This is a genomic window from Cellulophaga omnivescoria, from assembly GCF_027915275.1.
GTDB lineage: Bacteria > Bacteroidota > Bacteroidia > Flavobacteriales > Flavobacteriaceae > Cellulophaga > Cellulophaga omnivescoria.
On sequence record NZ_CP115819.1, the window covers coordinates 1,509,174 to 1,534,603 of the forward strand.

Sequence of the window (25,430 nt, forward strand, 5' to 3'; positions counted from 1 at the left end):
AAAAACAAAGATAATAAAAAGTAACTATAACAATGTTAATATTAGTAATAGAATTACTTTTTGTGCTTGTACTTAATGTTTTAGGCGTATTTAACTTAATTTTGATACTTTGAACCCCATTTTTGTTAGTATAGTATAATTCTAAAGTTTATATTTGTTTGTTATGGCAAAAGACAGGAAGAAAAGAAAGGAGATTAAACGTAAGCTTTTAAATAAGTATCGTTTGGTTATTCTTAATGAAGATACTTTTGAAGAAAAAATTTCCTTTAAGCTAAGTAGACTTAATGTTTTTGTTTTAGGTTGGATTTCTACTTTTGTTTTAATTGCACTTACAACTGTGCTTATAGCTTTTACTCCTTTGCGAGAGTATATTCCGGGTTATTCATCTACCAAATTAAAAAAACAGGCCACAGAACTTACCTATAAAACAGATTCTCTGGTTAATGTTTTAAATTATACCAATAAGTATTTATCTAATATACGTATGGTTTTAAGCGGTGATGTTGCCAATAATAAAATGAATAGAGATTCGCTCTTTGAGCAAGTCAAAATAGATCCTAATACTGTAGACCTTAGCCCAATTAAAGAGGATTTAAATTTAAGAGCTCAAGTTGCTTTAGAAGATAAATACAATTTATTTGGTAATACTAAAACAGAATCTTCCTTAGTATTATTTTCGCCAGTTAGTGGTACAATTTCTCAAAATTATGACAAGGATAAAAAGCACTTTGCAGTAGATGTTGTTGCACCAAAAGACAGTCCTATAAAATCTGTAGCGCAGGGAACAGTTATTTTTGCAGATTGGACTACTGAAACTGGTTATGTTATTATAATAGAACATAAAGACAACCTTTTATCTGTTTATAAACACAACAGTGCTTTACATAAGGCGCAAGGAGAAATTGTAAAAGCAGGTGAGGTTATTGCAACTATTGGTAATACAGGGGAAATAACTACGGGCCCGCACTTACATTTTGAGTTGTGGAGTAATGGTACCTCTGTAAACCCTACAAATTATATAGATTTTAAATAAGTAAATTATGTCTTTAAAATCTTTTGCAGCAAAAATTTTTGCTAAGAATATAGCGACCAAAAATACCAAATGGATTTCTAAACCAATAGAAACCCAAGAAAAGGTGTTTCATCAATTAATACAAAAAGCAGCTAATACTAAGTTTGGTAAAGACCATAGTTTTAATGCTATAAAAACGCATAAAGACTTTGTTAAAAATGTACCTGTAAGGGATTATGAGGCATTTAAAAATTATGTAGATGAGGTTGTAGAAGGTAAGTCTAACGTACTATGGCCAGGCAAACCTGCTTATTTTGCAAAAACATCTGGTACTACATCAGGAGCAAAATACATACCCATAACCAAAGAGTCTATTAAATACCAAATTGAAGCCTCAAGGGATGCTATTTTAAATTACATTCACGAAACTGGTGAAGCAGATTTTGTAGATGGTAAGATGATATTTTTACAAGGTAGTCCTGTTTTACAAGAAAAAAACGGAATAAAATTAGGTCGTTTATCGGGTATTTCTGCGCACTATGTGCCAAAGTATTTGCAGCGTAATAGGTTACCTAGCTGGGAGACCAATTGTATAGAAGATTGGGAAACTAAGGTAAATAAGATTGTTGAAGAAACTAAAGATGAGAATATGAGCGTAATTGCAGGTATACCATCTTGGGTTCAAATGTATTTTGAAAAATTACAAATAGCCACCGGTAAAAATGTAGGCGATTTATTTAAAAATTTTCAGTTGTTTATTTATGGAGGTGTAAACTACGAGCCTTATCGTGCAAAATTTGAGAATTTAATTGGGCGTAAGGTAGATAGTATTGAGCTTTTTCCTGCTAGTGAAGGCTTTTTTGCATATCAAAATTCTCAGCAAGAAAGGGGTATGCTATTACTTTTAAACTCTGGTATCTTTTATGAGTTTATTAAGGCAGATGATTTTTATGAAGATAATGCAGAACGAATCACTCTAAAAGACATAGAAATAGGAGTTAATTATGTAATGATAATTTCTACAAATGCTGGTTTATGGGGTTATAATTTGGGAGATACCATTCAGTTTATTTCTAAAAGTCCTTATAAGGTAATTGTTTCAGGAAGAATAAAACATTTTATATCAGCTTTTGGAGAGCACGTTATTGCTAAAGAAGTAGAGGAAGCTATGCAAATGGCTATTAAAGCAACCGATGCAAGAATTAATGAATTTACAGTTGCGCCGCAAACTGTAACAACCAATGAGTTGCCCTATCATGAGTGGTTTATAGAATTTGAAAAAGAACCAGAGAATTTAGATTTATTTATAAAAACAATAGATGAATCTTTACAAAAACAAAATAGTTATTACTTTGATTTAATTGAAGGAAAGGTCCTTCAAACATTAAAAATAACTAAAGTCCAGAAAAACGGATTTAAAAATTATATGGTAAGTATTGGTAAGTTTGGAGGCCAAAATAAAGTACAACGTTTGTCTAATGATCGAAAATTGGCAGATGGTTTGAAAGAATTTACCTTAATCTAAAGTAGCAACCTTAACAATATACTGTTAATTTATGTAGCTTTGTAATGAATAAGAAATATGAATAAGATAATAAATACAACCAGAGCACAGGAGTCTACAAATGCAATTGAACGATTGTATATAACAATGAGACACCTGTTTAACAGAGGTTTTTACAAGCCAATGGGTGTTTCAGGAGAAACACTACGTAATGCATTATTGCAATTAAGACCAGAAATATATGGGTCTGTAGGAGAGGAAAAATCAGAATTAAATGGTTTAACATATGTTTTAGAGCGTCTTCCAGAAGGAATAGAACAATGTAGGTACATTAACTTAACTTCAGATGAAGGTTACGGAGAATCTCACTTTAAAGCCATAATACCTGCAAAAAGAAGAAGAGATTGTTACCGTATAGATGAAGACCAAATGAATATTGTAATTACCAGAGGTAGATCTGATATTTACGATATTCTTACACACTTAACTTTTTTGTTTATAGAGTCCGAAAAAATATGCAAACGTGTATTAATTGAAGATACAAAGAAAACAATAAGAGATTGGACTAAGTTAGAAACTGCCTTAGAATCTGATGAGTTATCACAGGCAGAATTAGAAGTTGCACTAAGTTATACTGCTAACATACTTGGCAGGTCTTTTGTAGAGGTTAAAGCAATGCACCAAGTGTTTGCAACAAAAGAAAATCCAGAAAAGTTTTTGCGTACCATTTACTGGATGGGTAAACTTGCCATAGAAGAAGAAACATTAGGCGATAAAAGAATAATTACATTTAGTCCTGTTTTACGTGAGCGTTTAGGTCACCATATTCACGGAGATCTTTGGGCGTTAACCATAAAAGAGACTTTAGAAAAAAACGGTATACTGCATAGACCAATACACATAATTAGTGCAAATATGCACAGTGTAATGAACTCTTTGTTTGCTAAAAAAGCATTGTCAAAAGAGTATCCAAACTCCAAAGATAGTTTAGAAATTTATGAAGATTTAAGCAAGCCAAAAAACGATAAGTTACGGGCAAAAGTAACTGCGTATGCCAAGAAAAACGGAATGATTTCTCTGAATGATACCTCTGGAACAAATATTGATGTTCAGATTTTTGATTCAGCTAAGTTTGGAGATAAAGCATGCTGTTTTGATCTTCCAAAGGGGTTAAATGACGATGAAAAGCCTGTTATTTTTGTAATGGACTATGCCTTTGGAGAGCAAGCATATGAAACTATAGATGAGCTTTTAAAACCGTATGAAAAAGAAGGTGTAAAAGAGTTCTTAAATATTGAATCTGTTTCTATAATGGGTAAAGCCGGAATTTTAGAAGGAGGTAAAGGTGATATTATGATTGCTACTGCCCATATTTTTGAAGGAACAGCAGACAATTACCCTTTTAAAAACGAACTATCTGCAGCCGATTTTGAAGGTCACGGATTAAAAGTTTTAGAAGGAACAATGGTAACTGTCTTAGGAACATCATTACAAAACAAAGATATATTGCAATTCTTTAAGGACTCTACTTGGGGAGTAATTGGTTTAGAGATGGAGGGTGTGCATTACCAAAAAGCGATACAAGCGGCTTCCAAAATACGAAAAAGTATTAAAGAAGATGTAAAAGTAAGATATGCTTATTACGCCTCAGATAATCCTCTAGAAACAGGCAGTACGTTGGCATCTGGTGGTTTAGGCACAACAGGTGTAAAACCAACATACTTAATAACTAATAAAATTTTAGAACAATTATTTAAATTATAAAATGAGTAATAACCAACAACCACAGCAATCTTCAGAAGAAATAGATTTAGGTCAATTATTTCAGTTAATAGGAAATGCTTTTAAAAAACTATTTGCTTTTATAGCAAGCATATTTAAAGGTGTTTTCCACGTTTTAATGTTGTTTTTATTATTTATTCAAAAGCACTTTATAAAGTTTGTAATAGCAGGAGTTATAGGTATTGGTTTGGGTATATTTTTAGATATTAAAAACGATCAAAAATACATTTCAAGTATGGTAGTAGAGCCAAACTTTAATAGTGTACAACAGCTGTATAATAATGTGACTTTTTACAATGAACTTGCCAAAGCAGAGGACTCTATTACGTTGGCTAATTCTTTAAATATAACAACGACAGAAGCAGCTAGTATAATGAAAATGGAGATAGAGTCCTATTCAGATGAAAACCAAAAAGTTTTGTTGTTTGATAAGTTTATTAGAGAGTTAGATTCTACAACCGTTAAGAACTTAGATTTTGATGCTTACCTAGAAAACTTTAATACATTTGATGCTCGTTTTCATAAAATAAACCTGATAAGTACAAACAGTACAGTTGCTAAAAAAGCACAACCAGCTATTGTTAAATCTATTTCTAGTAATACCTATTTTAAGGAGCAGAAGGCTACAAATGATAAAAATATTGGCTTTCAAGAAGAGATATACAATCAGCAATTAAATGAAATTATTTCGCTTCAGGAGTTATATAAAGACGTAATGGTTAAAGAAGCCTCAAAAGAAATTGGAGGCACTAACATTAGCTTGGCAGATAATGGAGGAGGAAAAAATAAAGAAATAGAGCTTTTAAAGGAGCGGGACGAATTGAAGCAGAAAATTGTAGAGTTAAATTTAGAAAAAGCCAATAAAGCAACTATCCTTAATGTAATTTCGGATTTCCCTACTAGGGGAGCTAAATTAGGGGGGGTTATGAGTCAGTATAAGTTTATGTTGCCTATAGTATTAGTTAATATATTATTAGTGTTCTTATTATTGATGGAGCTTAATAAAGTATTAAAAAAATATCCAGGAAAATAATGAATATACTAATAACAGGTGGGGCAGGTTTTATTGGGTCTCATGTAGTTAGGAGGTTTGTTCTGTCATATCCAAATTATCATATTTATAACGTAGATGCCTTGACGTATGCTGGTAATCTAGAGAATTTATCAGATATAGAAGATTCTTCTAATTATACCTTTTTAAAAGGTGATATTACAGATGAGAATTTTATTCAAGATATATTCAAAAAATATAATTTTTATGGAGTTGTACATTTAGCTGCAGAGTCGCATGTAGACAGGTCTATTACAGATCCTATGGCCTTTGTAAAAACAAATGTTATTGGAACAGTAAATTTACTTAATGCTGCCAGAGATTCTTGGAAAAATGACTTAGAAAGTAAACGATTTTATCATATAAGTACAGATGAAGTGTACGGTGCTTTAGGAGAATCTGGTTTATTTACAGAAACTAAGGCGTACGATCCTAATTCGCCCTACTCGGCTTCTAAAGCAAGTTCAGACCACTTTGTAAGAGCATACGGAGAAACGTATAAGTTACCTTATGTAATCACCAATTGCTCTAATAATTACGGGCCAAATCATTTTCCGGAAAAATTGATTCCGTTATTTATCAATAACATAATTCATAAAAAGGGATTACCTGTTTATGGCGATGGCAATTATACTAGAGATTGGCTTTATGTAATAGATCATGCCAGAGCTATAGATTTGGTTTTTCATAAGGGTAAAAACGCAGAGACTTATAACATAGGCGGATTTAACGAGTGGAAAAATATAGATTTGGTAAAGTTGTTGTGTTGTTTAATGGATGCTAAACTAAACAGGCCTTTAGGTGATAGTGAAAAACTAATTACTTATGTTAAAGATAGACCTGGGCACGATTTACGGTATGCTATAGACGCATCAAAAATTAATAAAGAATTAGGTTGGAAGCCGTCCGTAACTTTTGAAGAAGGGTTAGAAAAAACAATTGATTGGTATTTGCAAAACGAAGAATGGCTAGAGAGTGTTACTTCTGGTACTTATCAAGAGTATTATAAAAAAATATATAATTAAATAAAGAGTTATGAAGGGTATTATACTTGCTGGAGGCTCTGGATCTAGGCTGCATCCCATTACATTAAGTGTAAGCAAGCAGTTGATGCCTATTTATGACAAACCAATGATTTATTACCCGCTTTCTACTTTAATGTATGCTGGTATAAAAGAGATTTTAATTATATCTACACCTAAAGATTTGCCTTTGTTTAAAGATTTATTGGGTGATGGGACTAAGTATGGTTGTAGTTTTCAATATGCTGTTCAAGAAAATCCTAATGGTTTAGCGGAGGCTTTTATTATTGGTGAAGAATTTATAGGAGATGATAAAGTAGCGCTGGTTTTAGGAGACAATATCTTTTATGGATCTGGTTTAGCACAATTACTACAATCTAATAATGATCCTGAAGGCGGAATAATATATGCTTACAGAGTGTATGATCCAGAACGTTATGGAGTAGTTGAGTTTAACGAAGAAGGCAAAGCTATTAGTATAGAAGAAAAGCCGTTAGAGGCTAAGTCTAATTATGCTGTTCCAGGTATTTATTTTTATGATAATACTGTAGTAGAAATTGCAAAAAATATAAAACCAAGCAAACGTGGTGAGCTAGAGATTACAGATGTCAACAAGGTGTATTTGGAAAAAGGTAAATTAAGTGTAAGTATATTAGATCGTGGTACGGCTTGGTTAGATACGGGTACTTTTCAGTCCTTAATGCAGGCATCACAATTTGTAGAGGTTTTAGAAGAGCGTCAAGGTTTAACTATTGGTGCCATTGAAGCTGCGGCTTATGAAATGGGTTATATCAATAAAGATCAATTTATAGCTTTGGCAGAACCATTGTTGAAAAGTGGTTATGGAAAAAACCTTTTAGGAATATTAGATAATTAGGAATGAAGGTTACAAAAACAAAATTGGAAGGTTGTGTACTTATAGAGCCTACACTATATAATGATGAAAGAGGGTATTTTTTTGAGAGCTATAATACCCACCGGTTTAATGATATTGTTGATCAAGAGGTTAATTTTGTTCAAGATAATCAATCATTCTCTACAAGGGGAGTTATAAGAGCGTTACATTATCAAAAAGGAAATAATGCACAGGCAAAGTTAATACGTGTTTTAAATGGCCTTATTTTAGATGTGGCGGTAGATTTAAGACCTTATTCTAAAACTTACGGAGAATATTTTTCTGTTGAATTGTCTTCAGAAAATAAAAAACAACTATTTGTACCAAGAGGTTTTGCTCATGGATTTTCTGTTCTTACTGATACTGCTGAGGTTTTATACAAGTGTGATAACTATTATAATAAAGAATCTGAAGGAGGGGTAATATACAACGATGCTACTTTAAATATTGATTGGAAAGTTAGACCTGAGGAAATTAAAGTTTCTGAAAAAGATTTGACTTTACCAACATTGAAAGAGGTTTTGGTATGATTAAAATTGTAGTAACTGGGGCAAACGGTCAATTAGGACAGTGTTTTAAAAAAGTAAAAGATGACTATAGTGATATAAAGTTTACATTTTGTGACTCTAAGGATTTAGATATAACTGATAAAGAAAGATTACGTCTTTTTTTTGATAAAGATAAGTTTGATTACTGTATTAACTGTGCAGCGTATACAAATGTAGAGCAGGCAGAAAAAACTCCTGATAAAGCTTATTTGGTAAATGGTGATGGAGTAAAAAACATAGCAGAAGAGTGTATAAAACATAATGTAGTATTAGTGCACATCTCAACAGATTATGTTTTTGATGGAGAAAAAGGCTCCCCTTATACAATATCAGATAGTACAAACCCTATTAATGAGTATGGAAAATCTAAGTTGAGAGGAGAAGAGTTTATAAAAGAAATATTAGAAAAATATTTTATAGTTAGAACGTCCTGGTTGTATTCGGAATTTGGACATAATTTTTATAAAACTATTTTAAACAAGGCTAAGAAGGGAGAAAATTTGTCTGTTATAGACACAGAAATTGGTTGCCCAACTGATGCAAACAATTTAGCTAAGTATATTTTAGATATAATTATTTCTGATAATAAGGATTTTGGGATTAAGCACTATACGGACAGAACGCCTATGACGTGGTTTGATTTTGCTAAAGAAATATTAAAAAAAAATCAGCTAGATAAGACTACAAAGCTTGTAAGGGCTAATAATTATCGTAGTTTTGCTAAAAGACCTAAGAACAGCGCACTTTTGTGTGATTAATTTAGATTATAATAAAAAATATATAAAGTGATAAAAAAGATTTGTTGTATCGGAGCAGGATATGTTGGTGGGCCAACTATGGCTATTATTGCCCAAAAGTGTCCAGAATTAGAAATTACAGTTGTCGATTTAAATCAGAAACGAATAGACCAATGGAATGATGCAGATGTCTCTAATATTCCTATTTATGAACCTGGTTTGTCCAATGTAGTTGCTGAGGCAAGAGGAAGAAATTTATTTTTTGATACAGATATTGATAAAGCTATTGATGAGGCGGATATGATTTTCATTTCTGTAAACACGCCAACAAAAACCTATGGTAAGGGCAAAGGTATGGCTGCAGACTTAAAATATATTGAGCTCTGTGCAAGGCAAATAGCACGCGTAGCTACCTCCGATAAAATTGTGGTTGAGAAGTCGACTTTACCTGTTAGAACGGCACAAGCAATTAAAAATATATTAGACCACACTGGTAACGATGTAAATTTTGAAATACTATCTAATCCAGAGTTTTTGGCAGAAGGCACGGCAGTGTCAGATTTAACCAATCCAGATAGAGTATTAATAGGTGGACAACAAGAAACGGAAAAAGGAAAACAAGCAGTACAGGCTTTGGTAGATGTTTATGCTCACTGGGTGCCTAAAGATAAAATTTTAACCACTAATTTGTGGTCTTCAGAATTATCTAAACTAACAGCAAACGCCTTTTTAGCGCAAAGAGTTTCCTCTATAAATGCAATGAGTGAGCTTTGTGAAATTACAGGAGCAGATGTAGATGAAGTCGCTAAGGCAATAGGAATGGATAGTCGTATTGGTCCAAAATTTCTAAAATCGTCAGTTGGCTTTGGTGGCTCATGTTTTCAAAAAGATATATTAAACTTAGTTTATATTGCCAAATCCTATGGTTTAAACGAAGTAGCAGATTATTGGGAGCAAGTAATTCTATTAAATGACCATCAAAAAAGACGGTTTGCACATAATATTGTTAAAACACTTTATAATACAGTTTCTGATAAGAAAATTGCGTTTTTAGGTTGGGCTTTTAAAAAAGATACAAACGACACTAGAGAGTCTCCTGCAATATATGTTGCAGAGGAATTATTGTCAGAACAGGCAAAAATATCAGTTTGGGATCCTAAGGTAAAAGAATCCCAAATCTATGCTGATGTTAATTATTTGGATTCTATTGAAGCCGAAGAAGTAGATAATAGATTAGAAGTTAGTGGTAATGCATATGAGGCTTGTAAAGGTTCCCATGCAATAGCTATTTTAACAGAATGGGAAGAGTTTAGCACCTATGATTGGCAACGTATTTATGATAATATGCACAAACCAGCCTTTGTTTTTGACGGACGAGGAGTGTTAGATAGAAATAAGCTTCAGGAAATTGGCTTTGTATATTATAGAATTGGTGAGGGTAATAGTTATAACTAATTTATATATAATTAAACACAACTATAAACGAATACACCATAACTATGTCAGAAAAGAAAGTAGCTTTAATAACAGGAGTGACAGGCCAAGATGGCGCATATTTAAGTGAATTTTTATTAAAAAAGGGATATGAAGTACACGGTTTAAAAAGAAGATCTTCTTTATTTAACACAGATAGGATAGACCATTTATACCAAGATCCTCATATAGAAGATAGGAATTTTATTCTGCATTATGGAGACATGACGGACAGTACAAACCTAATAAGGTTAATACAAGAGATACAACCAGATGAGATATACAACTTGGCAGCAATGAGTCACGTACACGTATCTTTTGAAGTACCAGAGTATACAGCTAACGCAGATGGTATAGGAACCTTACGTATATTAGACGCAGTTCGTATGTTGGGTTTATCAAATAAAACAAGAATTTATCAAGCCTCAACTTCAGAGTTGTATGGTAAAGTTCAAGAAGTTCCACAATCAGAGACTACTCCTTTTTATCCAAGAAGCCCTTATGCAGTTGCCAAAATGTATGCATATTGGATAACAGTAAACTACAGAGAGGCATACAATATGTATGCATGTAATGGTATTTTATTTAATCATGAATCTCCTATCCGAGGAGAAACATTTGTAACACGTAAAATAACCAGAGCAACGGCAAAAATAGCGTTAGGACTACAAGATAAATTTTATTTAGGAAATTTAGATGCCGAGCGAGATTGGGGCCATGCTAAAGACTATGTTCGAATGATGTGGATGATATTACAGGCAGACGAAGCAGAAGACTGGGTTATAGCAACTGGTAAAACTACAAAAGTTAGAGAGTTTGTAAAAATGAGTTTTGCGGAAGCTGGCATAGAGTTAGAGTTTAAAGGGACTGGTGTAGACGAAAAAGCTTATGTTGTAAAATGTAATAATCCAAAATACCAATTAGAGATAGGTAAAGAGGTATTAGCAGTAGATCCAAAATATTTTAGACCAACAGAGGTAGACTTATTAATAGGTGACCCAACCAAGGCAAAAACAAAATTAGGATGGACCGTAGAGTATGATCTTCCAGATTTAGTAAAAGATATGGTGCAGAGTGATTTAAAGTTAATGCAAAAAGAGCAGTATTTAAAAGACGGTGGTTACCGCATTTTAAACTACTTTGAATAGTATGGATAAGAGTTCAAAAATATATATAGCGGGTCATAGAGGTCTTGTAGGTAGTGCCATAGTTAAAAATTTAAAGAGTAAGGGATATCATAATTTAGTAGTTAAAACTCATAAAGAGTTAGATTTAACTAATACAGAAGCAGTATCTCATTTTTTTAAGGTAGAGCAACCTAAGTACGTATTTTTAGCAGCAGCTAAAGTAGGAGGTATAGTGGCTAATAATACGTACAGAGCAGATTTTATTTATGAAAATCTAATGATTCAAAACAATGTAATTCATGAGTCCTACAAACATAAGGTAGAGAAGTTGTTGTTTTTGGGTAGCACATGTATTTATCCAAAAAACTGTGCGCAACCTATGAAAGAGGACTACCTATTAACAGACACATTAGAATACACAAATGAGCCATATGCAATAGCCAAGATAGCAGGTATAAAAATGTGTGAAAGTTATAACCTACAGTACGGTACTAACTTTATTTCTGTAATGCCAACAAATTTATATGGTCCTAATGATAATTTTGATTTAGAAAAGTCACACGTTTTACCAGCATTAATTAGAAAAGTAGCCTTAGGTAAAGCATTAGAAGAGAAAAACTGGGATTATATCAGTTCAGACCTAAACAAGTTACCAATAAAAGGTATAAACGGATCTGCCTCTAAGGAAGAAATAGAACAAGTTTTATCAGACTTTGGAGTTGTATTGAACCAATCTAAAGCTAGTGTAGAGATTTGGGGAACCGGCAAGCCTAAACGAGAATTTTTATGGTCAGAAGATATGGCAGATGCCTGTGTGTATATTATGGAGGAAAGGGATTTTGGAGATGTAGTAAAGGACATTAAAGAGGTAAGAAACACTCACATAAATATAGGAACTGGTGAAGACGTTAGCATAGCTCAGTTAGCCCAATTAATTGCAAAAACAGTGGGTTATAAGGGAGAGTTTGTTTTTAATACAAGTAAACCCGATGGAACAATGAAAAAACTAACAGATGTTACCAAACTTAATAATTTAGGTTGGAAACATAAGGTTAATTTAGAGGAGGGTATTGGAATGATTTATAATTGGTATACAGCAACAAATACAGATTAGTTTATTGTAATTGAGTTGAAAATTTCAGATGAATATGAAATAAAAAATCATAGTAACACTTATTCTTAATAAGAATTTTTAGCATTTTGATTAACTTAAAATAATTTAGTTTTGATAAAGATTGAAAAATTATGGAAATTACTAGTTGTAATACTTTTTTATAGCTGTCAAACAGAAAAAGTTTCCAAAACTTACAATATTGTTTTAAATGAAAAAAATGGACAGGATGCTATAATTTCTAAAGCGTATCCTACAAATAATTATGGAGATCATAAAGTGTTACATTTAATCTCTAGAATTAAAAATGACAGTTTAAAAGATGATAACAGGTTTGTATTGGGCTTTGATATGCCTGAAATTAGTAGAGCGGCTGAAATAGATTCAGCTTTTATTTACTTATATAGGAATGATTTAAAAACGAATGGTGATGTTAATTTTTACGTTCAAAGGATAACTTATCCTTGGGTAGAAAATAGAATTACGTGGGATGGTCAGCCATCAATAAGTAGAGAAAACGAGGTTATTGTTGATTCTTCTAGAGGAAAGCGAGAAAAGTACAAGATAGATATTTCTAATTTTATTAAGGGCTTTGCAAGGAAAGAATATAGAAATTTAGGTTTTATGTTTAGATTAGTAAATGAGAATTCAAAAAATAATATGATAAGTTTTTACTCAAGTAATTCAGATGATTTAGCTAAGAGACCAAAAGTAGAAATTAGGTACAAAGATAAGAAATAAATAACTTACAGTTTTATATAGTACTGACCTAAACCAATATAAATGAGAAAACTTCACCTTATTTCAGCAATGTATTCAACAAAGGGACATGGTTTTGAGTATGTCCGTAATTTTTGTGATAATTTAAAGAGTGAATTCAATATAATTCTACATTTAGCCTCAGATACAGAGATAGACACTCCGCCTAATATAAAAGTTAATTACACTGGAGTAAATTATGTAAAAACAGACGCTAAGAATTTTGTTAAATACGGTAAGTTTGCACCATATTTTAGGGCAATTATGAAGCAATATGTTTCTTATTGTTACTATAAAAAAATAGTAAAGTCTGGTATTATTCAAAAGAATGATTTGGTATACATTATGGATTATGATGTTATTCCATTGTTAACCTTAATTAAAAAGTTAAATAAAAAAGGGGTAATAAAAACTTTTTTATGGATTCATAGTGCAAAGTTTCAGTCTAAGGATATAATTTACTCTTTATACAAAAGTGTTTTTAAATATATTTTTAATAATAAAATCTTAAATAACATTCAAGGTATAGTAGTAAATGGTAAATATATAAAGTCTGAAATTTCTAAATTTTTAAAAATTCAGGATCATAAAATACATATTATTCAATACCCTAGTTCTATCCCATTTAAAAAGGTTTCAAAACCCTTAGCTCGAAAAGAATTAGGGTTAAAACAAAATGATAATGTTATTCTTTTCTTTGGTATGCTGCGTAAAGATAAGAATATTGAGTTTACAATAGAAAATGTTTCTAAGTCTAATAAGGAACCAAAATTAATTATTGCTGGATCTGAAGCGTCGGTCACTAAAGAGGATATTGATAAGTGGATTACAAAGCATAATATGAAAAATTATATGCTTGATATAGATTATATTTCAGAAGAAAAAATGGCTTTATATTATAGTTGCAGTGATTTATTAATACTGACTTATGAGTTGGAGTCAGGTTCTCAAAGTGGTCCATTATCATTAGCTAGAGAATTTGAGTTACCGGCTTTAGTAACTAATACAGGAGAAATTGGGAAGTATGTAATAGATAATAATGTTGGGCTTACTGCTGATGTTGTTGGAGAAAATTCATTTGTTAAAAAAATAGATTATTTTTTTAACATGAGTAATGATGAACAAGAGGGCTTAAAGAAAAGTTTGATAACGGCCAAGGATAAATTTTCTTGGAAAGAAGCTAAAAAGAAATACCTTATTTTGTTTGATGTCTAATATAAGTGACTTTTTTAAATCAACAAAGAGTTTAGGGAGAGATGTTTTAATTCTTTCGGTTGGGATTTTGTTAGCTCAAGTCATTCCATTATTACTGCAACCCTTTTTAAAAAGAACATTTTCACCTGAGGATTTTGGAACATACGATGTATTCCTTAAGTCATTTTCTATTTTAGTAGCACTTTCATCCTTAAAATATGAAAATGCCATTCTGCTTCCAAAAAAAGACACTGACTCTAAACATGTACTTTACTTAAGTGTGATTATTAGTACAATTATTTGCTTGTTGTTATTTATCATAATATTAATTTTTAAAAATAGAGTACATTACTACTTTAAGGAATTTTCTTTTTTAGCGATGTGCCTTTTACCAATTAGTGTTTATAGTTATTCAATTTTTAATACATTTAATATGTATTTAATCAGAAAGCAAAGGTTTTTGTTGTCTTCCTCGAGTAAAGTATCTAGACGTTTTTCAGAGGGCTTAATACAGTTTCTTTTTGGATATTTTAAAAATCCTAATGGTTTATTAATTGGTGATACAATAGGTAACACAGTTCAAGGCGCTTTTTCTTTTTGGAAAGTAAGATCAATGACTTCGTTAAAAAACATTAGCCTTATCAGGATTAAGAAAGTAATGTATGAGTATAGAGAGTTGCCAGTATTTACTTTAATTCCTAATATTTTAAATACATTTGTATTAGGGTCGTTAACTTTCTTAATACTAAGTAAGTTTGATATAAAAGAAGTGGGTTATCTGGAGTTTACCCAAAAAATATTAGCTATTCCGTCTGTATTTATATCTATTGCGATATCTCAAGTTGTTTTCCAGCGAGTTAGTCAACTAATTAACAAGAAAGAAAAAATTTTACCACTCTTATTGTCTGTGATTCTTATGTTATTATCATTTTCTACCTTGTTTATATTGTTAATACAATTTTATGGAGAAGAAATATTTGTTTTCATAGGGGGAGAAGGCTGGGAAAATTCTGGGAAATATGCCAAAATATTAGTTTATGGGTCAGCAATAATGCTTATATTTTCACCTTTAGGAAAAGTACTAATTGCTTTGAAAAAATTTAAAATTAATTCACTATGGGAGATAAGTAAGTTTGCTGTAGTATTATTTTTGTTTTATGCAGATGGTCTATCATTAATAATGTATTTAAAGCTCTATACTTGGATTATTCTATTGTTTTATTTAATTTATGGGGTTATTATAATATACATGTCTTACAAATATCAAATTGAGGAAATTAAAGCTAAGTAAAAGATTTTTTATAAATGCGCTTTTCACTATTTTTATTATTTCAGGAATAATAAAGTCAATATTTTTCTATATTGGAGTGCCTAGGTTCATAGATGTTACAGCTATTTCTGCTTTAATGATATTGTGTGATATTGTCTATGTTACAATAAAAAAGAAAGGAAAAATACTGATTAACAATAAGCAACTTGTCTATACATTTTTAATAATTTTTTTTCAATGTGTTGTTTTTATAAGTTTATTTTACACTGCATCTACTGGTTTTGGTTACTATAAAAGTTTATTACTGATATTAAATATTATTGCTTTTATATATCCGATTTTTAGAAAAGAAATTACCATAGAATCCTTTTTTAGTCTCTTATATAATATTATAATTCCGTTTAGCGTATTTATTATTTTTTTGAATTTTGTAAGGTGGACTCCTTATAAAACGCTTATAAATATTGAAAGGGCAGATGAAATAAGAGGTCATTACTTAACAATTGGAATGTTCTTAGGACTTATTGCTTATTATAATATTTGTTTTAGAAATCAGCTTAAGTCTAACTTTGATCTTAAGGTTGTATTACCTATATTTTTATTGGTTATTTCTAGTGCACGGGGACCTCTTATTTTTTTTATTATTACAATGCTCTTATTTTTTCTATTTAAAATAAAAAGTCTAAAATTAAGAATACGCAACACGAATTTGGTTTTTGGAGGAATTATAGCTTTGGTAATTTTTGCCACCCCATTAAGAAACCTTTTTTTTAATCTTTTTCAAAGAACATTTAATAGATTTTACGTAATGTTTAATTCTGATAGTGGAGGAGCTTCAATTAGCGGAAGGTTAGATTTTTTATCATTTTCTTTTGATAGTATTACAGAAGGGCCAATACGTTTATTGTTTGGTTCAGGAATAGGTAGTTTTATGTTTTTGTATACAGGGAATGATGGTAGAGGGTATCCCCATAATATTTTAATAGAAAGTCTTTTTGAATTGGGTGTTTTGGGTTTTCTTATATTGTCAAGTTTTCTATTTTTCATATTTTTCTATAAAACAAAAAAAGTAACTTCTAAATTAATCTTAATATTTCTTATATTATGTTATTCAAAAACTGGAGGTTTAGAAGATATCCGAATTATATATGGAATGTATGCACTATACCTTAGTAGTCTATATTCACCTAAAGTAATAGAATTATAATCTTTATGGCAAAAACAATACTACAACTTTCAAATGATTTTCCTGATCAAAAAATATATGTTAACCTTGTTAATAGATTGTCAAATTTTGGATATAATCAAATAGTTTATGTTCCTGTTAAGTGGGAAGATAAAATAGATGGAAATAGAGATGAAAGTATTAAAAATGTTGAATATCACTATTCATATATTCTTAAAAGATCTCTTTTGTTTAGATTACAGTATCATAAGAAAATCAATATTATATTGCAAGATCTTGAGAGTAAAGTGGATTTAAGAGAGGTGGATTTAATTCATGGACATTTCTTATTTAGTGACGGAGGAGTAGCTTATAAAATTAAAAAAAAGTATAATATTCCTTATGTAGTTAGTGTAAGAGCATCTGATATATTTACTTTTTTTAAATGGATGTTTCATTTAAGAAAATTTGGAAATAAAATAATGAATGAAGCGGAAAGAGTAATTTTCATTAACCCATCATATGTTGAAATTTTTAAAGAAAAATATTTAAGTAAATTTCACTCAGATATTTTAAACAAAATCAGTGTCGTTCCTAACGCTATTGATGACAAGTGGTTTTCTAATTTAGTAGTGCAAAAAAGAATTGTTGAGCCCATACGACTTTTGTATGTTGGTCGTATTGTTAAAAGAAAAAAACTAGATGTTGTTATCAATGCTCTAAAAGAACTTAATAAAAAAAGTAAAAAAAAATATGTTCTGGAAGTTGTAGGAGATGGTAATTTTATACATACTGTTAAAAAGATGGCAGACAATAACGTTATTTTTCATGGGCATATTTATAATTTTTCTAAACTTTTAGAAATATATAAAAGGAGTCAAATATTTGTTATGCCATCTATTAAGGAAACTTTTGGTTTAGTATATGTAGAAGCTCTTAGTCAAGGTTTACCTATAGTATTTTGTAAAGGAGAGGGTGTTGATGGTTTTTTTAAAGAAAACGAGGTAGGAGTATCTGTAAGGAACGATAGTGTGAATGATGTAATACGAGCAGTGGATTATATTGAAAAAGAATATGAGCAGCTTACTCAAAATACGCTGCAGCAATCAGAAAAATTTAATTGGGATGAATGCACAAAATCATTTATTGAGATTTATGAAAGGTCTTTTTATTAAAACTGAAAATAACGTACAAATTAATCTTTTTTGGAATTTTATTCTCCTTGGTTTTGTTACATTACCTTTTGGAATACAGCCATCTAGTTTTTTATTTATTCTGTCAATGTTTTTTGGTGTTTCAAGTATTTTTATGATTAAAAAAACATATAGTTTAGACATTATTAATTGGTCCTTTCCATTACTTTTTTTCCTTATGACTATAAGTCTCTATTATAGTTATGATGTTAAAGAAGGTCTTAAACTTATAGAAAGATCGTTACCTTTAATCATATTTCCTATTATTTTTATGTTTATTAGAGCAAATAAGGAGATTATAGATAAAGTATCTAAGGCATTTATTTTTGGTATATTTATTACATTTATTTTTAATTTAATTAAAGCTTTTTACTCTTCTTTAACAATTAATGAAGAAGGAGTAAACTTCAATTCAGCAATAAAAGCAGGTCTAAATATTGAAGAATCAATTATTGATGGAGGAAATTACTTTTTTGGTGGATACTTCTCTACCTTTATGCATCCAAGCTATGTAGGTTTATATGTTTTAGTGGGTATTATTTACACTTTAAAAAGTTCGTTATCAAGAAAAATAAAACTTTTCTTATTAATAACTCTATCAGTATATATCTTTTTTTTATCTTCCAAATCAGCATTAGTTCTACTCTTGTTAATTGGTGTTATATTTTTAATCTATTACAAAAATTCTAGTCGAATAATTATTTTTAGTACTGTTGCTTTTTTGGGAATATTAGTTTTTATTAATCCAAGAATTAATCAAGGAATTAAAAGACTTAATGATTTTAATTTGAAAGAAAACCACAAGTATACTACATCTTCTCAATCAAGAATTTTATCTTGGAAAGTGGCACTAGATTTGATTGAGAAATCTCCTTTCCTAGGATATGGAGTTGGTGATGCAGATAAAGAATTACTAATTGGGTATTTAAAATCAGATTATATTACAAATGCAGAAAATGAATATAATGCTCATAATCAATTTCTTCAAACAACTCTTCAGGTTGGTGTTCTGGGTTTAATATTATTTTTATTACCATTTGCAGTAATAGGTTATAGAGTTTCAAATATATATAATCTAAGTATGCTTATTGTTTTAATAATATCATTAGTATTTGAATCTATGCTTGTTAGGTACAATGGAATTATTTTCTATTCTATTGTAGTGCCCATATTGTTGAATAAATTAGATGTAACATGCAACAGTAAAAATATTTAATATTGTACTTGAAAATCTTTTTCGAAAGGTTTGCTGTTCCAAGCTTTTTTAGAAGTCCAATCTTCATCTTTTCCAGACCAAAATTTATCTGTTTTGTTTAAACCAAGGGGTAAAAAACTTAGTGTAGTCATATATAAACTACCCCTTGATGTATAATAGTCTGCAAGTTCAGGTTGGTTGCCCCTAAACCCTAACTCTAACCATCCGTCTTTATCAAAAACGTCATCAATAAATAGATTTTTTTTAATGGCTGTTAGAGCACATCTCACTTGCGCGGGTTTAATTTTTGTTGGTAATTTTTTTAATAAAGAAACGTGAGATAAGGTTTGAAATGCTCCCGTTCTGTATGTTATAGATCTTCCTATAACGGGATATGTTCCTTCAGGAGAAATCATTCTTTCTAATTGTACAGCAAATCTAATCATTCTTTTTAAAGATAAATCATACTCTTCCTCTTTTGTTAAGCCTTTCTTTACTAAAACGTTTAGTGTATCTACTAGCATACTATGCATTACAAAGGAATTGTAATAATTAAAAGAAAACTTTACGCCATCCTTATACCAGCCGTCACCTATATACCAATCTTTATAATAATCAAGAGCTTCATCTACATATTTTTTTTCCCAATTTTCATCAATAGATAGTAAAAATATTTCTGTTATCGCTCTACAAAGTAACCAGTTGTTTTTATATGCTTTTCTTGTCCTTAATGCTTTTAACTCCTCTACAAATCTTTTTTTTGTAATTTCATCCAAAGGCTCCCAAAGTTGTTTTGGAGCTCTTAAGAATGCTTGTACAAGGTGTCCTGCATCTACTATTGGTTGTTTTTCTGTCCTGAAATTTAGATAATCCGGACTTGAAGGGTTGACCGCGTTTACCATTCCTTTCAAGAATACACTTCTTAATTTTTTCCTCATTTTACCCTCTTTACTTTCGTCGTCTGGTAAGGAAAGCCAAGGGGCAATTCCAGCAGCTGTTCTTGCAACTGCCTCTAAATAAGTGACATTTTTACGACCATCGTAAGTAGGAGATTTGGTTGCAGGCATATTTTTTGCTAATGTTTCATTTGCCAAATTTGAAAAAACAGGATAAGAAATTTTAAAAAGTAGGTTACACCAATATGCCCTATCTTTGTCTCCACTTTTAGCTTTGTGTTTATGAGATTTAGCAGATATACTTTGAGGTTTTATAAAGGTAATAATTCCAGATAAAGACATAGCTGTTATAAATTTTCTTCTAAGCATAATTTTTTAATTTCTTTGTAAATTATAAAAAAGTCTAAAACATTTTTATCTAATTTAATAAAAATAGCTCTAATTTTTTTAAATGAATAACAAAGTTTCTATAGTGACGCCTGTATATAATTCTGAGAAGTTTGTCTCAGACTGTATACAATCTGTTCAGGATCAAACATATGAAAATTGGGAGCACATCTTGGTAGATGATTGTTCTTCAGATCTAAGTGCTTCTATTATTAAGGAATTTGCTAAGACAGATTCAAGGGTTATCTATGTGAAATTAAAGAAAAATAGTGGTGCTGGTGTTTCTAGAAATAAGGCAATTGAATTAGCAAGCGGGAGTTATATTGCATTTTTAGATAGTGATGATATTTGGCATAAGGATAAATTAGGTAGACAAATTGAATTTATGGTAAAAAATAAACACAATTTTTCCTTTTCTTCCTATGACGTAATTGATGAAAAGGGAAATGTATTGTCAAAGAGTAAAAAGGTGTTAAATCACGTTAATTATAATAGGGCATTATTTAAGAACCCTATTGGGTGTTTGACGGTTATTTATAATTGTGATAGTCTAGGGAAGCATTATATGCCGTCAATTAGAAAGAGACAAGATTATGCATTATGGTTAAAGTTATTGAAGATTACCGATGCGTATGGATTAAATCTAAATTTAGCTTCTTATAGAATAGTGAATAACTCTATTTCCTCCAATAAACTAGATTTATTAAAATATGAATGGAAAATATATAGAGAAGAAGAAAAGCTTTCGTTTATTAAATCTTCTTTTTATTTATTTACAGCGGTTGTTTTAAAATTGAAATCTTATTTTTGTTAGAAATTAGAGTACATAATTAATGGCTAAACCTTCAATTTTAAATTCGGTCGAGAGAAAATTTATTCTTTTAATAGGTGACTTGTTAATTATTTTAGCGTCATTAAATTTACTTATTAATTTTGCTATAGATAAACAATTTGTATCATTAAATCTTAAGGTCTTAATTTTTGCAATAGGGTTGCTTTTTTACTTAATGCTTGCATATATTCTTGACTTTTATAATTTAGAAAAAGTCTCTAAAAAAAAGTATTTACTTTCTCAGTCTCTATATATATCGGGGATATATGTGTTATCAATTTTTGTTTTCACTGTTATATTTTTTGATGTTAGCTTTTGGAGAATTCCTTTATTGTGTTTTTTGCTTTTAACTCCAGTTCAAATTGGATTATGGCGTTTTTTTTACCGTAATGTATTTAATATAATTCCAGTAACAAAAAATGTTTTATACGTTTATGACGAAAAAAACAAAGATGAAATAAAGGATGAAATAGCTAAAATTAACGGAACTGATTTAGAAACCTTTTATAAAGTTAAGCTAACTCTTACTTCTAATCATAAGGAATTTACTAATAAGAAATCTATCTTAGAAGCCACAGATAAAATTGATACTTGGATAATAAATACAGATAGTTACAATAATTTTTCTAAAGAATTAGAAAAAGCTATTATAATGGCAATGTTAAAAGGAAAAGAAGTCATTTCTTTTACTTCTTTTTATGAAAATATGTATGAGGCTCTACCTATTAAATCTCATAACGATAGTTTTTATGAAATACTTCAGTTTAGAAATATTAAAATTAGATATTTATTAAGAATATTTAGTTTTTTGGTAAACTTTATGTTAGCGCTTTTTGTTGGACTATTTTTTGTGTTCACCATACCATTTGTTTTTATACTTAATTTGTTTTTCAACCGAGGTCCTTTGTTTTATTCACAGAAGAGAGTGGGTTTATATGGTAACGAATTTAAAATTTATAAATATAGATCAATGGTTACTGACGCTGAGAAATCTGGAGCAAAAATGGCTGTTAAAAACGATGCAAGAATAACACCTTTTGGAAGAATATTGAGGTTATTTAGAATTGATGAATTGCCTCAAATTATTTCGGTTATTAAAGGAGATATGCAGTTTATTGGTCCTAGGCCTGAACGAAAAGTTTTTGTTAAAGAACTAAATAAAATTGTTCCTTTTTATGATGTTAGACATTTGATTAGGCCTGGTATTACAGGTTGGGCACAGGTAAAATATAAGTATGGTGAAAATTTAGATGATTCTATTAGAAAATTAGAGTATGATATGTATTACATTAAAAATAGGTCTATTACTTTAGATTTAAGAATTATATTTAAAACGGTTACTACAGTTTTATTTTCAAGAGGAGTTTAAAATCATAGTACAAACCGTACTTAACGCTGTTTCTGGAGAAGAAAAGGCATATTAAAAAATAGAATGAAAAAAGTACTTATTACTGGAGCAGCAGGATTTTTAGGATCTCATTTATGCGACAGGTTCATAAAAGAGGGTTTCTACGTAATTGCAATGGACAATTTAATTACGGGAGACTTAAAAAATATTGAGCACCTTTTTCCATTAGAAAATTTTGAGTTTCAACATCATGATGTGTCTAAGTTTATTCATATTCCTGGTAAATTAGACTATATATTACATTTTGCATCACCAGCAAGTCCTATAGATTATTTAAAAATTCCTATCGAGACATTAAAGGTTGGTGCGTTAGGTACACATAATTTGCTTGGAGTAGCAAAAGAAAAAAATGCGACTATTTTGGTAGCTTCTACCTCAGAGGTGTACGGAGATCCATTAGTACACCCGCAAAACGAAGAATATTATGGTAATGTAAGTCCGGTTGGGCCACGTGGAGTTTACGACGAGGCTAAACGTTTTATGGAGTCTATTACTATGGCTTACCATCGTTTTCACGGACTAGATACGCGTATAGTTAGGATTTTTAATACCTACGGGCCTAGAATGCGACTAAACGATGGTCGTGTTGTACCAGCATTTATGGGTCAGGCTTTACGAGGAGAAGATTTAACGGTGTTTGGCGACGGAAAGCAAACAAGGTCTTTCTGTTATATAGATGATCAAGTAGAGGGCATTTATAGGCTTCTAATGAGCAACTATAGCTATCCTGTTAACATTGGTAATCCACACGAAACTACAATAGGCGAATTTGCAGAAGAAATAATAAAACTTACTGGTACAGAGCAAAAGGTAATTTACAAGCCTTTACCAACAGATGACCCAATGCAAAGACAACCAGATATTACTAAAGCAAAGGAACTGTTGGGTTGGGAACCTAGGGTTTCTAGGGAAGAAGGACTAAAAATTGTTTTCGACTACTTTAAGTCGTTATCCCCTGAAGAATTACAAGATAAAGAACATAGAGATTTTTCTAAATAGAGAGACATAGAGACTAGAGTATAGAAAATAGAGAATAGATTAAAATGAGTTGGTCTTGCATCTAGAATCTATCAGCGCAGCGATCTTGTATCTATTTACCTTAACAGTAAGTCTATATTCTTATTTTTAACAGCGAAGCTATCTATACTCTCACTTCTTTTTTTCTTTTTTTTAAAGGATATTAATTTGCCTTACTGTATTTTTGGGCAAACTTTTACATTATGAATATTCTTATCCTTGGATCTGGTGGTAGAGAACATACTATTGCCTGGAAACTAAATCAAAGTAAAAAGCTAAACAAACTATTTGTAGCACCTGGTAATGCTGGTACTGCTTCAATAGCAAAAAATATACCAATTGGTGTTAATGATTTTCAAGCTATAAAAGAAGTTGTTCTTGCAGAACAGATAAATATGGTTGTTGTTGGCCCAGAAGACCCTTTGGTTAATGGTGTACATGATTTCTTTTTAAACGACATCGATTTAAAAAATATTCCAGTAATTGGTCCGCAAAAAGCAGCCGCAACTTTAGAGGGTAGTAAAGATTTTGCTAAAGAATTTATGATGCGTCATAATATTCCTACTGCAGCATATAAAAGTTTTACAGCAGATACGTTGGCAGAAGGACAAGCGTTTTTAGAAACCTTAAAAGCTCCTTATGTTTTAAAAGCAGATGGTTTAGCAGCAGGTAAAGGTGTTTTAATTTTACAAGATTTACAGGAAGCTAAAAAAGAACTTGCTTCTATGTTGGTAGATTCTAAATTTGGAGATGCTAGTACAACAGTTGTAATAGAGGAGTTTTTAGACGGTATAGAGCTTAGTGTTTTTGTGCTTACAGATGGTAAAAACTTTAAAGTATTGCCAACAGCTAAAGATTACAAGCGTATTGGCGAGGGTGATACTGGTTTAAATACAGGCGGTATGGGTGCTATTTCTCCTGTTCCTTTTGCTAGTGATGAGTTTATGAGTAAAATACACAACCAAATTGTAAAACCAACGGTAGAAGGCCTTGCTAAAGATAATTTACCGTACAAAGGTTTTATTTTTATTGGGCTTATTAAAGTTGATAATGAACCAAAGGTTATAGAATACAATGTGCGCTTAGGAGATCCGGAAACTGAAGTTGTTTTACCACGTTTACAAAACGATTTAGTTGAGGTTTTTGAAGCTGTAGGCAACCAAACGTTAGATACCATTGATATTAAAATTGATGAGCGTACGGCAACTACAGTTATGACAGTATCTGGTGGTTACCCTGAAGCTTATGAAAAAGGTAAAGAGATAACAGGCTTAGACTTAGTAGAGGGTTCTATTGTATTTCATGCAGGCACTAAGTTAGATGGTGATAAAGTGGTTACTAGTGGTGGCCGTGTAATGGCAGTAACATCGTTTGGAGCTAATTTTAAAGAGGCTTTAGCACAGTCGTATAAAAACGTAGAAAAGCTACATTTTGATAAAATAAACTATAGAAAAGATCTAGGTTTCGATTTGTAAAACCAAAAAAAAACAATAAAATAAAAACCCAACTAGTAACTACATAAGTAGCTAGTTGGGTTTTCTTAGTGTATGAGTAAATCTAATTTAGCCGGTACAGCTAATAAAAGATATTTTTAGATCTTAATAAATGAGTGTGCGTTAGCGCTCTTGTCTTCCTCGCCATTAGCAGCGTGCTCTTTAAGTTGTAACATCCAATATACCATTGCTATTGCACCAATAATCATAAAAATCCAGTTAAGTGTATTTGCAGCCCACCAGTTTTCTAATTCTAATGCTCTTAATAAATCTAAAGGAGCAAAAAGTACATCAACAAATAAATCCTCTATTGCTTTAAAAAATGTTTTCATCTTATATGTATATTTACCGTGCAAAAA

23 protein-coding genes are annotated in these 25,430 nt (G+C 30.7%); 21 read left to right on the top strand and 2 right to left on the bottom strand.

Annotated elements, in window-relative coordinates; all coding sequences use genetic code 11:
- The first annotated feature begins 163 nt into the window (after window positions 1-163).
- From PBN93_RS06625 to PBN93_RS06705, 17 genes are all read left to right on the top strand, one after another.
- Entirely contained in the window at window positions 164-1,033 is an 870-nt protein-coding gene (locus tag PBN93_RS06625) for a M23 family metallopeptidase (RefSeq protein ID WP_077399323.1), read from the top strand.
- 7 nt (window positions 1,034-1,040) lie between these two features.
- Window positions 1,041-2,537, top strand: coding sequence for a GH3 family domain-containing protein (locus tag PBN93_RS06630; RefSeq protein ID WP_077399320.1), 1,497 nt, complete (start codon window positions 1,041-1,043; stop codon window positions 2,535-2,537).
- Between the two features lie 57 nt (window positions 2,538-2,594).
- On the top strand, window positions 2,595-4,280 hold the full coding sequence (locus PBN93_RS06635) for a DUF6909 family protein (RefSeq protein ID WP_077399317.1): 1,686 nt from the start codon (window positions 2,595-2,597) through the stop codon (window positions 4,278-4,280).
- Between the two features lies 1 nt (window position 4,281).
- Window positions 4,282-5,331 (top strand): hypothetical protein, encoded by a 1,050-nt coding sequence (locus tag PBN93_RS06640; protein ID WP_077399313.1) that lies wholly within the window; start codon window positions 4,282-4,284, stop codon window positions 5,329-5,331.
- Window positions 5,331-6,374, top strand: coding sequence for a dTDP-glucose 4,6-dehydratase (gene rfbB / locus PBN93_RS06645; protein WP_077399310.1), 1,044 nt, complete (start codon window positions 5,331-5,333; stop codon window positions 6,372-6,374). The genes PBN93_RS06640 and rfbB overlap by 1 nt, the downstream gene beginning before the upstream one ends.
- 10 nt (window positions 6,375-6,384) lie before the next feature.
- Complete coding sequence (gene rfbA, locus PBN93_RS06650; protein WP_077399307.1) at window positions 6,385-7,248, top strand: glucose-1-phosphate thymidylyltransferase RfbA; 864 nt, start codon at window positions 6,385-6,387, stop codon at window positions 7,246-7,248.
- Window positions 7,249-7,250: 2 nt separating this feature from the next.
- Entirely contained in the window at window positions 7,251-7,796 is a 546-nt protein-coding gene (rfbC, locus tag PBN93_RS06655) for a dTDP-4-dehydrorhamnose 3,5-epimerase (RefSeq protein WP_077399303.1), read from the top strand.
- A complete protein-coding gene (gene rfbD / locus PBN93_RS06660) occupies window positions 7,793-8,572 on the top strand; it encodes a dTDP-4-dehydrorhamnose reductase (RefSeq protein ID WP_077399300.1) in 780 nt (259 codons plus the stop codon). Before rfbC ends, rfbD begins: the two co-directional genes overlap by 4 nt.
- Before the next feature lie 78 nt (window positions 8,573-8,650).
- On the top strand, window positions 8,651-10,006 hold the full coding sequence (locus tag PBN93_RS06665) for a nucleotide sugar dehydrogenase (protein WP_245799573.1): 1,356 nt from the start codon (window positions 8,651-8,653) through the stop codon (window positions 10,004-10,006).
- A 44-nt stretch (window positions 10,007-10,050) separates the two neighbouring features.
- Complete coding sequence (gene gmd / locus PBN93_RS06670; protein WP_077399294.1) at window positions 10,051-11,172, top strand: GDP-mannose 4,6-dehydratase; 1,122 nt, start codon at window positions 10,051-10,053, stop codon at window positions 11,170-11,172.
- Window position 11,173: 1 nt separating this feature from the next.
- Entirely contained in the window at window positions 11,174-12,265 is a 1,092-nt protein-coding gene (locus tag PBN93_RS06675) for a GDP-L-fucose synthase family protein (RefSeq protein ID WP_077399291.1), read from the top strand.
- Between the two features lie 111 nt (window positions 12,266-12,376).
- The gene (locus PBN93_RS06680; RefSeq protein WP_077403238.1) at window positions 12,377-13,003 is read left to right on the top strand and encodes a DNRLRE domain-containing protein; all 627 of its coding nucleotides are present in this window, start codon (window positions 12,377-12,379) and stop codon (window positions 13,001-13,003) included.
- A gap of 42 nt (window positions 13,004-13,045) precedes the next feature.
- Entirely contained in the window at window positions 13,046-14,236 is a 1,191-nt protein-coding gene (locus tag PBN93_RS06685) for a glycosyltransferase family 4 protein (protein WP_077403241.1), read from the top strand.
- Window positions 14,229-15,506, top strand: a complete 1,278-nt coding sequence (locus PBN93_RS06690) for a lipopolysaccharide biosynthesis protein (RefSeq protein WP_077403244.1) — start codon at window positions 14,229-14,231, stop codon at window positions 15,504-15,506. Before PBN93_RS06685 ends, PBN93_RS06690 begins: the two co-directional genes overlap by 8 nt.
- The gene (locus tag PBN93_RS06695) at window positions 15,484-16,692 is read left to right on the top strand and encodes an O-antigen ligase family protein (protein WP_077403247.1); all 1,209 of its coding nucleotides are present in this window, start codon (window positions 15,484-15,486) and stop codon (window positions 16,690-16,692) included. Before PBN93_RS06690 ends, PBN93_RS06695 begins: the two co-directional genes overlap by 23 nt.
- A gap of 5 nt (window positions 16,693-16,697) precedes the next feature.
- Window positions 16,698-17,825 carry a glycosyltransferase family 4 protein gene (locus PBN93_RS06700; protein WP_077403250.1) on the top strand — a complete coding sequence of 376 codons (1,128 nt, stop codon included), beginning with the start codon at window positions 16,698-16,700 and terminating at the stop codon, window positions 17,823-17,825.
- Window positions 17,776-19,059 (top strand): O-antigen ligase family protein, encoded by a 1,284-nt coding sequence (locus tag PBN93_RS06705; protein ID WP_171974495.1) that lies wholly within the window; start codon window positions 17,776-17,778, stop codon window positions 19,057-19,059. The genes PBN93_RS06700 and PBN93_RS06705 overlap by 50 nt, the downstream gene beginning before the upstream one ends.
- Here the strand turns inward: PBN93_RS06705 and PBN93_RS06710 are convergent.
- Window positions 19,056-20,303 (bottom strand): DUF2264 domain-containing protein, encoded by a 1,248-nt coding sequence (locus tag PBN93_RS06710; RefSeq protein ID WP_077403256.1) that lies wholly within the window; start codon window positions 20,301-20,303, stop codon window positions 19,056-19,058. The genes PBN93_RS06705 and PBN93_RS06710 overlap by 4 nt on opposite strands.
- 82 nt (window positions 20,304-20,385) lie before the next feature.
- Here PBN93_RS06710 and PBN93_RS06715 point away from each other — a divergent pair, with 82 nt between their 5' ends.
- The 4 genes from PBN93_RS06715 (at window position 20,386) to purD (ending at window position 25,053) form a co-directional block, all read left to right on the top strand.
- The gene (locus tag PBN93_RS06715; protein ID WP_077403259.1) at window positions 20,386-21,135 is read left to right on the top strand and encodes a glycosyltransferase family 2 protein; all 750 of its coding nucleotides are present in this window, start codon (window positions 20,386-20,388) and stop codon (window positions 21,133-21,135) included.
- Window positions 21,136-21,154: 19 nt separating this feature from the next.
- Entirely contained in the window at window positions 21,155-22,522 is a 1,368-nt protein-coding gene (locus tag PBN93_RS06720; protein WP_077403262.1) for a sugar transferase, read from the top strand.
- A gap of 63 nt (window positions 22,523-22,585) precedes the next feature.
- Complete coding sequence (locus PBN93_RS06725; RefSeq protein WP_077403264.1) at window positions 22,586-23,560, top strand: UDP-glucuronic acid decarboxylase family protein; 975 nt, start codon at window positions 22,586-22,588, stop codon at window positions 23,558-23,560.
- A 221-nt stretch (window positions 23,561-23,781) separates the two neighbouring features.
- Complete coding sequence (purD, locus tag PBN93_RS06730) at window positions 23,782-25,053, top strand: phosphoribosylamine--glycine ligase (RefSeq protein WP_077403267.1); 1,272 nt, start codon at window positions 23,782-23,784, stop codon at window positions 25,051-25,053.
- Between the two features lie 116 nt (window positions 25,054-25,169).
- Here purD and PBN93_RS06735 read toward each other — a convergent pair whose 3' ends face one another.
- Entirely contained in the window at window positions 25,170-25,403 is a 234-nt protein-coding gene (locus PBN93_RS06735; RefSeq protein WP_077403270.1) for a DUF6341 family protein, read from the bottom strand.
- Window positions 25,404-25,430 lie beyond the last annotated feature (27 nt).